This window comes from Streptomyces sp. NRRL WC-3618 (genome assembly GCF_001280005.1).
GTDB lineage: Bacteria > Actinomycetota > Actinomycetes > Streptomycetales > Streptomycetaceae > Streptomyces.
The window spans coordinates 20195-30479 of the sequence record NZ_LGDW01000066.1 but is presented as its reverse complement, the minus strand read 5'-3'; the positions used below and the strand labels follow the sequence as shown (position 1 = coordinate 30479).

Here is a 10285-nt window from a genome sequence, read left to right as displayed (position 1 = left end):
GGCATGGCAGGGCGGGCCCAGGGGGCGGGCGGTGGTGGGAAGTGGCGGAGCGGCCGGCGGAAGGAGGGCGCTACAGAGCGGCGTGCAGCGCGGTGGCCATGGGCAGGCCGATTCCGAGTCGCGTCTTGAGCTGGGCCGCCGTGATCGGTTCGCCGTGCTCGGTGTGGTGGGACGTGGCGATGGAGCGTGCTTCGGTCAACAGCGGCTCAGGCACCTTGACCGCAGGCGAGGCAGGAGCCGGGGCCACGTGAGGAGCGACCGGGGCCGGGGCCGGAACGGTGAGAGGCACCGCAGAGTTGGATACGTCAGAAGCCGTCTCAGGCTCCGACTCGATCTCGTCCGGCAGGGAAGCCGGTACGGCGGGGCGCGCGACGGTGTGGAAGGCGCGGAGGAGCTGCGGGCCAACGGCACCCCAGCCGAGGAGGAGCAGCGGGGCCACCGCGTCAACGGCAGCGCGGCCGTAGTGTCCGGCGACGATCGGTTCCGCGACGTTGAGGGCCAGGGTCAGCAGTCCGGAGAAGTGCATGAGTCGGTTGGCGGCCGTCATCTGTTCGGCGGGCAGGCCGCGCAGGGAGAGATAGCGCAGGGCGACCAGAAGGCCGACCACGGAGAGGTCCACCATCGGAGCGATGAGCGGTGCGATCGGGCCGGGGACGCCGAGGCGCAGGGCGAGGGACCAGACGTTGCCGAAGGAGAAGACGAACGCCAGCGCGGCAATGACGATCATGACTGCGGTGATCGTGCGCTGAGTGATCCGGTCCTCTGTCATGGGAGTTCACCTCCTCTCCGAGGGTGTTGGGAACGTGAGGGCGTAGGTCAGGCTGTTGCGGCGTCGACCTTTGAGAGGTCCACGTCCGCCAGGCGGAGGCCGAGGAAGGCTTCCAGGAGGGCGCCCGGGTCGGCGGTGAGGTTCGCCGTCTGTTCGGCGATGTGAGCCGCTTCCGCGTCGGGTACGTAGGGCGTACGGATGCGGATGAAGCCGGGTTGCGACTGGTGGTTCATCGATGCGACGCCGACGTAGGTGGGGTCTTGGAGGTTGATCGGGTTGGCGTCCGGCCATTCCCGGATCTCGTCGCCGAGCGCGGCCACGGCGGCTTCGGCGGTCTTCTGGGCGAAGCTCAGGCCCACGGGGCACACGTCGCGGATGAAGGTGGGTATCGCGTCACCGGTGGACTTCTGGGTGGTGAGGATGACGAGCAGTCCCACGGACCGCCCCTTCTTCACCAGGTCTTCCACGAGCCGGGCGTTCTCGGCGGCGAGCGCGGCCAGCTTCTTTGTCTGTTGGTCGCTTCCCTTGTGGTCGCGGAAGTAGGTGTGCGCTTCGTCGACGATCAGTACGACCAGGGGCCAGTTCTCGGAAGGACCGACCTCCCACATGGACTTCACCCCGAGCATCTGGCGCACCGATGCCGACCGGGCGCGGCGCAGTTCAACGAGCTGCCGGAACAGCTTGTTGGCCTCTTCCAGGTCATCGCCCACGAAGGCGAACATGCGCTGGACCCAGTCGGCGTAGTCACCTTCGTACGCAGCCGACACCTTGCCGTCCGCGCAGGCGAACTGCACTGCGGGCGAGGGCGCCCAGTCGGCGAGAAGCCGGTTGATCAGGCTGGTCTTGCCGAAACCGGGAAGGCCGGCCACGGTCACGCCGGGTACCTGCGTGAGGTTCACGGACACGGGTTGCGCGTACTCGTCGAGGCCCAGATCCCACTGTGCTGTTTCCTCTGGTGCCTCACCCGTGGGGTGGTGCTCCGTGGGGAACTTCAGCGGATCAAGTCGCACACCCCGGACGAGGATCTCCCCAGGCTTGTCCTGGGTGACCGCCACCCGGGTGCAGCGCCAGGCGTCCGCGAGGTGCGGGGCCGCCTTCTGGAATTGCGTAAGCCCAACGCCAGGCAGGCACTGGGCCCGCGCGATCACTCCGTACGCGTCGTGCTTCACCTTCAGGGCGGGGATGAGGACACGCGGCTTGATGGGCTTGCCGTTCGTGTTCGCCAGTGACGCCAGGGCGGTCGGGGTCTTGTCCGTGGCCGACAGCTTGAGCATCGGTGCGAGCCGCTTCCAGCCCCACCGCACGCGTATGGCCTGCCGTATGGACTGCCGAGTCATGGCGTCGGCGCGAACGTAGCGGACTACCCACCAGACCGCCCATCCGACGAGCACGGCGAGCACCAGGGCGACGACGAGCGGGACTTGACCGAAGATCCCTTGCGCCGGGGCGTTCGGATCCTTCATCTCTGACTCTCCAACGGGGTGTAGAGGAAGGCCGTTAGGGCCGATTCGAGGGCCGCCCGATCCGCCGACGCGTCGAGGCGGGGGTAGCCGTAGGCGACGAGCAGGGCCGCCACCGAGGTCACGAGTGATTCGGTGAACTGGGCACCCGGCCCGGCGTGAGGCAGCGGGTAGCTGCGCTCAGCGCCGGACCGGAAGGCAGTGCCGCTCACGCCGCCTCAGCGGCCGGGGCCACCAGGTCCAGTCGGCCCGCGCGGTAGGCGATGCCGTCCGAGAGCGAGCCGTTGAAGATGCGCGCCCACGGAGTGGCGAACAGTTCCACCGGCATGACCGGGACACCCGGCCGGAGCCCGTTGGGCAGACCGGTTTCCGGAACGGTGATCTTCAGAGCCTCGGCGCGGTCCTCCTCCATGAAGAAGAGGGTGATCGTGTAGAGCTTCGCGCCGGTCTCACGGTCGGTGGCGAACTGGGTCTTCTCCTGGTCCGCGTACTTCGGCACCGGCAGGGTGCCGACCATGAACGAAGAGGTGGGGAGCAGGCCAACACGGATGCGTGCCATGGGAGTTGGTTCCTCTCGATTGCGCTCCACCGGGGTGGCGGGGCGTGCTCTCCATTGAACATAGCAGACCTAGCAGTGTCAAGTGAATCGGGTGAGCTAGGTGTCAACTGACGTAGGCCACCTATGTCAGTGGGGTGTGCTAGGGGTGCTAAGAGTCGCTACTCTTGGGCCATGAGCCCCGCGCCAGAGAGCAAGCAGGACCGTCGGCCGCCATATCAGCACGCCGCCGACGAGATTCGGCGCGACATCTTGCAAGGGCGGATCAAGCCGGGCGAGCAGATGCCATCCATCCGCGAGCTACAGGAACGCTTCGGCGTAGCCAACATGACCGCGAGGTCCGCGCTCAATGTGTTGCGGGACGAGGGCCTGATCTACACGATCCATGGTCGGGGCAGCTTCGTCGCAGACCACAATGCCGGCGGGGAGTTCTCGGCGGACTACACCGCTCCGGCTTGGTACTTGGCGAACAGGGGCGAGGAGCACGGCCAGGCCGAGCAGGGGGAGGGCGGGCCCGACGACACCGAAGCTGCCGCAGTCGCCGGGACCACCCTTGTCGAAGTACTCACCGCACTACGTGACGAGATCCGTGTTCTCAGCGCTGATCATCAAGAACTGCGGCGCGAGGTAGAGGAACTGAAGGCAGCTCAGCAGCCGAAGCCGTAGTACTGAGCTGGGCCACTTCCTCTCGCAACTCCCTGATTTCCCTACTGAGGCGAACGACCATGGCCCACATCTCCTCGACCAGCGCGACTACTTGATCCGTGTCCCCAACCTGAATGCTGGTCGACCCCATTTCGTTGTCCGGTATGTGCTCGCTCATCGCTCCCCGCCTGCCGACGTGCCGTCGTTCTGTGCGCACTTGCTCGAACCGCCGGGGCTTGCCCACGGCATCCGTGCCTCTCCCATTTCGATCGCCCGCTGCCCAGCGGTGCTGTTCAGAGTTTCTTTACTGGATCAAGGCGGACCGCCTACGGCGGTCCGCGCGCGCTGGCGGCCGGGGGCCGCCGCCGCTCCCTGTCTCCGCCACCGCTGCGCCGGCCCCCGGCCACTCAGCGCGCCGCACCGCCAAAGCAGACAGCCAGGCCAGGAAGCAACTCGCCCAGCCCGAGCACCAGGAGCACGACCAGGACCAGGCCGAGCCCGAGCCCGAGCACGCACGATCCCGCCGTCCGGGTGGACGTCATTTCGAAACCGGGCAACGTGGCTGATGCCGGTCCGGGGTTGCTGGAGACATACGTGACGGGTGCTCGTTCGGCGCACTCGCCGTCTTGGCTCACTTTCGGTGGTGCACGTCAGAACCGTGCTTCCAATGACCGCCTTCAATCGCCGTCCTCTCTAACTCAACAACAGCTGACGGGGGTTGTCGCCGCACCCGAATCCGAGCACGCAGACCGCCCCGGTACCATCGGCACCGGGGTCCTGATCAGGGCTTCCGCGACCGGACCACCCGGAATGCTGTCCAGGCTGAGGGGTGGTCCGGTCTTTTGTTGTCGGCGTCCACGCGCTTGCTGACGCGAGGTGAACAGGGCTTTCGGGATCAGGTCAGGGCTTTGACCACCTCGGAGATGGTGGGCCTATCCCCCGGTGCGTGGCTGAGCATCGCGTCGACCAATTCGCCCAGCTCACCGGGCACTTTCACGGGCCGACGTCGGCCGTTGGCCACTGCCTCGCGCTGCACAGGTCGCGGAGCGTCGTCCGGGTACTCGACCGCCCGCCAGCCCGTGGCGGAGATGAGCAGCGAGGCCCCGAGCGCGTAGACGTCGGCTTCCTGCGTCGGCTCTGTTTCCCCGGTGTCGAGCACGCTGCGTGCGATCTCTGGTGCTTCGTAGTGGACGAGGCAGCCGCGGAACGGGAAGTCGTGTCCCTCGGGTACGTGACCGCCGTGGGCGAGGGCGAGATCGATGAGGTGTGTTCGTTCCGGCCCGATGATGAAGTGGGCGGGCTGTACATCGCCGTGTGCCCAGCCCTTGGCGTGGAGGTCGGCGAGCGCTTCGGCGCATTCCAGTGCTTCACTGGTGTCCGGTGCGATGGGCGAATCCTTCGTACGGCAGCGCTCCCACAGCCGGTACAGGTCCGGCCCCTCGTGCCACGGCTGGAAGTTCCACGTACCGTGCTCCCACTCGCCGTACGCGATCCCCTCGACGCCGAGGCGAAGCAGAACGGCACCCTCGCGCGCGGGCGCGAGCGCGGTCCAGGGCTGGGCAGGCCAGTCGGCCGTAGCCTCGATCGGATAGCCGATCTTCACGGCGTAGTGGCCCCGGTGGCTCTCCACCTCCCAAACCGTGGAGCCTCGACGGTTGATGACCATGCGCTGAGTCGTGGGCATGAGTGCGTCGAGCACCACGATCGGCAGTTCAGGGGTAGGGCCGGGCAACGTCTCATCCCTTCCAGGTTCCAGGCGAGCGCGGCCGACCACGAAATTCAGGCCGGCCGCGTCGCAGTTGTCGTGTGGCTAGGCCCGACCGTACGGTCGGCCGCAGTCCGAATCGCACTGCGCGAGATTCACGCCGTTCACGGTCCACAGGTCGTCGAAGACCATGAACCCGGCCGCCTTCATGGCGCGTGCGGAGGCGGCGACCATCTCAGGGTCGCGGGCGCCTCCACCCGGCTGGGGGTTGTGGTGCAGGAAGCGGCCCGCGTACCGCTCGCACAGCGCGGCGTACTCCTTCGTGTGCAGGATGAGCGCGTGGAGGCCGAAGTCCACGTCATCGGACGGGACCATGGGAACGGTGGCAGTGGCCGCCGTGACCAGGAACGCGACCGCCTGGTCCGCGATCCGCTCCGCACGCTCGGCCGACTGCCCGTTGTGGATGACCACGAAGTGGGCGAGGCTCTCGAACAATTCCTCACCAGCCACCGCGCGGCCGGACCTCTGATCGTTCGCCGTTGCCGTCATGTGCAATCTCCCGGTGTGAGGTGGTGCGTGGCACGTGCGTGCCGCCCTGATCGCCGGGCTGGGTGCGCAGGCGATCGGGAAAGCAGTTCTGGAGGCCGCCCCGAACGGGGACGGGGGAGCCGTGAATGGCACCCGTCCGGGGCGGCCGGTCTGCTGGTTGATATCGAGGCATTGCCGATCACCAGGCCGCACGAACCACTGATGCAGATGATGAAAAATTGCTCCGGTGTCTCGGCCGATGGCGCGCATCACAACCCACCCAGACTGTTGCCGTTTTTGATGGCCAGACGTGCGCTCAGTTCCTCCCGCGCACTGAGCGCCACCACGTTGTCCGATACGGCATCCCACTCCAGGCCGCCACGGACCGGCCGCATCTGCACACGGCCGCCGAACTCGCCCATGACGACACCGATACGGTCCCTGACGCTGTCCTTGGCCAGTTCACCGACACCTGGTCTGGTCTGCTGATTGCTCGCCATGCACACGAGCATCGCGAACCGGGTGCCCCCGCCAAAAGGTCAGGCTGATTACCCAACTTGGGTAACATCGCGGCAAGTAGAGAATCAGCGACGTTGCGTAGCCCTCGCAGGGTGGGAGCTTGCCCGATGCCCGACGCCGACCGGCCGCAGGAACTGCCTGCCAGGCTGCTCACCGATCCCGAGATGATCAACGCGTGCCGGGTACGGGACTTCGGCAGAGTCTTCCGGCTGGTGAAGGTACGGGCGGGCATCTATCCGTCGATGATCGCCAGGCGATGCGAGCTGACGCCCAGCCGAGTCGGTGAAGTGATCGCCGGGCGACGTCAGTTGCTGCACATGGACGTCGTCGAACGCATCGCGGACGGCTTGCGCATCCCAGGGCACATGCTCGGGCTTGCCCGACGCCCCTGGGAGACGCCCCAGGCTCTCGTGGTCACCCAGCGAGAGGCACCGCAAGTGCCGGAGCCAGAGCCGCAGACACCCGCGTCTCTGCCGGGGCCGGATGTAGACAGCATCCTGGCGTTGGCCACACGAACGAGCCTCAGCACCGCCACACTTGCCGCGTTCCGATCGTCCATCGAGGACTACTGGCGACGGGACGACCAGCACGGCGGCGAAGCTCTGAGGCCGGCCATCGTCGGTCAGCTCCGGCATGTTGTGGGACTGTTGAAGGAGAGCCGACCACCGTCGATCCAGAACGGCCTGTACGGAATCGCGGCCGAGTTGGCGCGACTCACCGGCTGGACCTACTTCGACGCCCGCCAGTACAACCAGGCCCGCGCGTACTTCACCGAGGCCCTGCAACTGGCCAGGGAGATCGACGACCGCCAGTTCATGGCCAACGTCCTGGCCTGCATGAGCTTGCAGGCCACGTACCAGGACAAGCCCGGGGACTCCCTGGCGCTCGTGACCGCCGCTCAGGACCAGGCCCGCCCAGCTCTCGGCACGACGCCGCGCGTCATGTCGATGCTGTCCATGCGCGAGGCCTTCGCCCATGCCGCCCTCGGCAACCGGGACTCCACTCACCGAGCGATCGGCGAAGCGCATCGCCACTTCGAGCAGATCCAGGCGAATGACCCCGACCCGTCATGGGTGACCTACTTCGACGAGCTGAAGCTCATAGTCGACACCGGCATTGCTCACGGCCGACTCGGGGAGGCCGCGACTGCGGAACCCTTGATCGCGGATGCTCTGCGGCGGGAGAACAGCACCAACCAACGCGGCCGGGCGTTCCACACGTTCTGGCTGGCCCGTACGCAGCTGGACCAGGGCAAGCTTGCCCAGGCTTGTCACACCGCCACGCAAGCTCTGGAGCCCGCGTCGGCGGTGTCCTCCGAGCGGGTGTCGGGCCATCTCCGGGAGTTCTACGAGCAGTTGGCTCCGCACAGGCGGGAGCCCGTAGCCTTGGCTTTCGAGGCACGGCTACGGGAACTCCTCCCACCGGTCAGCGGATCGCTTCGTCCATGAGCACGTACAAGAGGCCGACGAGGGATCCGCTGCTCACGATCTCGCGGCGGTCGATCATCCCGCGCACCTCACTGAGGGGGATCCACTCGATGCGGTCGGACTCGTTCTTCTCCGTGGGCGGACCGTCGTACGTGGCGCCGTCCGCGCGGAAGACGTGGTGCTGCGAGTCGGTGATCCCGTTGGCCGGCTCGGCGTAGATCAGGGGCTTGATGGGACCGGGGCGCCAGCCCGTTTCCTCCAGGACTTCGCGGGCCGCCGCCTCTTCCGGGGACTCGCCTTCCTCGACCAGGCCCATGGGCAACTCCCAGGCCCAGGAGTCGGTGATGAAGCGGTGCCGCCACATCATCAGCACCTCCTGGCGGTCGTTGACCACGGCGGCCACTGCCAGGTGCCGGAGGCGAACGACGTGGTACTCCCACCTGGCCCCGTCAGGCTGCTGGACGTCGACCAGACACAGGTTCACCCACTTGTTCGTGTAGATCTGTCGCTCACCGTGGGTTTTCCACTCCATACCTGCGGCCCCTCTCGATCGGACTCCAGGATCTCAGACCGATCTGGAGGGTGCGCGCGTTCGGCTCCCTTTGCGTCACCTTGACGAGAGATTCTCGTGTGAACCAGACGGAAGCCCTGCGGCCTGGTCTCACCGTCGCGGCGCGACCAGAGCGAGGAGGGCGCTTGCGATGGTCACCACGAGTGCGACGCCTGCAGTGGCCACGGTCAGAGGTACGGCAACGGCCGGATGCGTGAGAGTCACGTATACAAGCCCGCCGCCGATGACGAGGAGGAGCAAGACGAACGTCAGGGCGAGCAGAGGCGGCACGGTAGCTGAGACGTTCGTCGTTGGCGGTTGGTGATGTTCCGTGTGGGTGTGCGGCTGAGACATGTACGTCCTTCGATCGAATGTGAAGAGCTCCGAGGCCCGGAGCTCTTACAGCTCTACTTGCCGCGTGTTCAGGTGACTGCGGCGCCGACAACAGTGGCGCGACATAACTGACGAGGGCCAGCCGTCCACGACGTTCGCCGGACGGCTCCGGACGGCGCACCTACACGGCACCATGACTTAGACAAGTTCATGAGAGGAGCAACGCGGTCATGGGAAGGGGAGCTCGTCCACAGTGGCGACCACCGCAGGGAACCGAGGAGGAGAATCAGATTGCCCGTCTGCTACGCCGGTGGCTTGATGACCGTGGAGTGACAGTCAGCACGGTGATCAGCCGCTTCACGCCAGAGCACTTCGCCGGCGCGTCACCGCCTGGACGTACCGCTACTTATATGAGGCTCGCTGGAGTGGGCATCACCTGGGACTTTGTCGAAGCTGTCGCAGACGTGATCACCCCGAGTGCAAAGGAGCACCAGCAACTGCTTGCGGCTGCACGTCCTCTGTGGGAGAGGGCCCTTGCGAGCAGCGAACGTGGGGCCTCCGGTCGGAACACGGATGTTGTCGCCACCATGCGTGAAATTCTGGATCTGTCCCAGGAGATGCGAGAAGTTCATCATCGCCTGGCGAACCTCCGGGCAGAAGATCAGAATATGGCGTGGGCACTAGTCGTGACCTGCCAACAGATGCGTACCCACATCGCTGCACTGCGAGCGAATCGAGGACAGGGTGGGCTCCACGAAGGATCTGTATCCCCCTTACGGCTGCAACGTCCAGAACCTCAGGAGACGGCACGGGCGGTAGCTGATGAGCAGACGACGCACTTGCTTGAGGAGTGGACACGACGGCTGGCGCACTTCGCCAAGGTCCTCGGCCGCCCTGAAGGCGGGGAGACGACGCCGGCTGGCAACACCGGCTTGGGCCTCTCCGATGCAATCGAGACGACCCTGCGTGAACTCGACCAAGACTTGTGTCAGACCACGCGTGAACTAGGCCTCCCTGCTGCGGCTTTGGACAGCTTCACTAGCGAGATTGTTGAGCCTGACCCTGACTACACCGGTGGTGGCTTTTTGCGGGCGGTGCGCTTGGATGTAGAACGTCTTACGCCTGAGCGCTTCCTACCGAAAGACCTGACTGACGTTGTCATGGATCCAGGAAGCGAGCGTGTGCTGACTGTTCCCATGATTGGACTACTGCGTCAGGGCATCACCATCGGGCCGGGAATCACCGTTCTGGCCGGTCCTAACGGAGCGGGCAAGAGCGTGGTCCTTGAGTCTCTCTCGCACGCCTTGCAGGGGGAAAGGGCCCGAAGAGCCTTCGACTACCGGCCACTCAGCCGACGGTTGGCCGGCGTCCTGGAGATCACCTTTCATCATCGCCCAAGGCCACAGGACGTGTGGTACGCCTCCTACCCAAGCCTCAAGGAGAGACGCATCCCGCACCTCAGTGCGACGGAATCATTCCGTATTGGCTTGGCAGAGATGAGCCCCAAGCCTGGTGTGCTGTATCTGCTGGATGAGCCGGAGGCTGGACTTCCCCGATCGCTCACCGAGGAACTCGTCTCCTGGATGAATGCTCGTGTGGAAGATGGGTGTCAGTTTGTCATCGCGACACACAGTATGACGCTGGCCTCGCTCGGGCATGTCCAGGTCATCATGCCGGACTGATGGGCGCCCACCGCAACCGCCCTTAGCTTGGGAAGCTTGAGTCTTCTCAGAGCGATTGCTGCCCTGAACTGCGGTGGAGTGGTGGTGAAGCCCTGGTCGCACACGTGACCA

The 10285-nt window shown here is 65.9% G+C and carries 12 protein-coding genes; 3 read left to right on the top strand and 9 right to left on the bottom strand.

Annotation, left to right across the window (positions count from 1 at the left end):
• Positions 1–70 precede the first annotated feature (70 nt).
• The 4 genes from ADL01_RS09560 to ADL01_RS09545 are packed head-to-tail and all read right to left on the bottom strand — an operon-like array spanning position 71 to position 2788.
• Positions 71–769, bottom strand: coding sequence for a DUF2637 domain-containing protein (locus ADL01_RS09560; RefSeq protein ID WP_053741488.1), 699 nt, complete (start codon positions 767–769; stop codon positions 71–73).
• Positions 770–816: 47 nt separating this feature from the next.
• A complete protein-coding gene (locus ADL01_RS09555) occupies positions 817–2232 on the bottom strand; it encodes an FtsK/SpoIIIE domain-containing protein (RefSeq protein ID WP_053741487.1) in 1416 nt (471 codons plus the stop codon).
• Positions 2229–2441: a hypothetical protein gene (locus tag ADL01_RS09550; protein ID WP_053741486.1), complete on the bottom strand. Its 213-nt coding sequence runs from the start codon at positions 2439–2441 to the stop codon at positions 2229–2231. The genes ADL01_RS09555 and ADL01_RS09550 overlap by 4 nt, the downstream gene beginning before the upstream one ends.
• Complete coding sequence (locus tag ADL01_RS09545) at positions 2438–2788, bottom strand: hypothetical protein (protein WP_006381100.1); 351 nt, start codon at positions 2786–2788, stop codon at positions 2438–2440. The genes ADL01_RS09550 and ADL01_RS09545 overlap by 4 nt, the downstream gene beginning before the upstream one ends.
• Before the next feature lie 171 nt (positions 2789–2959).
• On the opposite strand from ADL01_RS09545, the gene ADL01_RS45960 reads away from it, so the two are divergent.
• Complete coding sequence (locus ADL01_RS45960; RefSeq protein ID WP_063783493.1) at positions 2960–3451, top strand: GntR family transcriptional regulator; 492 nt, start codon at positions 2960–2962, stop codon at positions 3449–3451.
• Between the two features lie 386 nt (positions 3452–3837).
• Here the strand turns inward: ADL01_RS45960 and ADL01_RS47215 are convergent, their stop codons facing one another.
• The 4 genes from ADL01_RS47215 to ADL01_RS09525 form a co-directional block, all read right to left on the bottom strand.
• The gene (locus tag ADL01_RS47215; RefSeq protein WP_267889909.1) at positions 3838–3972 is read right to left on the bottom strand and encodes a hypothetical protein; all 135 of its coding nucleotides are present in this window, start codon (positions 3970–3972) and stop codon (positions 3838–3840) included.
• Between the two features lie 353 nt (positions 3973–4325).
• Entirely contained in the window at positions 4326–5162 is an 837-nt protein-coding gene (locus tag ADL01_RS09535; protein ID WP_053741485.1) for a protein kinase domain-containing protein, read from the bottom strand.
• Between the two features lie 78 nt (positions 5163–5240).
• Positions 5241–5684, bottom strand: a complete 444-nt coding sequence (locus ADL01_RS09530) for a glycine-rich domain-containing protein (protein ID WP_053741484.1) — start codon at positions 5682–5684, stop codon at positions 5241–5243.
• 248 nt (positions 5685–5932) lie between these two features.
• On the bottom strand, positions 5933–6175 hold the full coding sequence (locus ADL01_RS09525; RefSeq protein ID WP_053741483.1) for a hypothetical protein: 243 nt from the start codon (positions 6173–6175) through the stop codon (positions 5933–5935).
• Positions 6176–6289: 114 nt separating this feature from the next.
• Here ADL01_RS09525 and ADL01_RS09520 point away from each other — a divergent pair, with 114 nt between their 5' ends.
• The gene (locus ADL01_RS09520; RefSeq protein WP_053741482.1) at positions 6290–7630 is read left to right on the top strand and encodes a helix-turn-helix domain-containing protein; all 1341 of its coding nucleotides are present in this window, start codon (positions 6290–6292) and stop codon (positions 7628–7630) included.
• On the opposite strand, the gene ADL01_RS09515 is transcribed toward ADL01_RS09520, so the two are convergent.
• Positions 7608–8141, bottom strand: a complete 534-nt coding sequence (locus tag ADL01_RS09515) for an NUDIX hydrolase (protein WP_053741481.1) — start codon at positions 8139–8141, stop codon at positions 7608–7610. The genes ADL01_RS09520 and ADL01_RS09515 overlap by 23 nt on opposite strands.
• A 695-nt stretch (positions 8142–8836) precedes the next feature.
• Between ADL01_RS09515 and ADL01_RS44600 the strand changes: the two genes are divergently transcribed.
• A complete protein-coding gene (locus ADL01_RS44600; protein WP_159049487.1) occupies positions 8837–10174 on the top strand; it encodes a hypothetical protein in 1338 nt (445 codons plus the stop codon).
• Positions 10175–10285 lie beyond the last annotated feature (111 nt).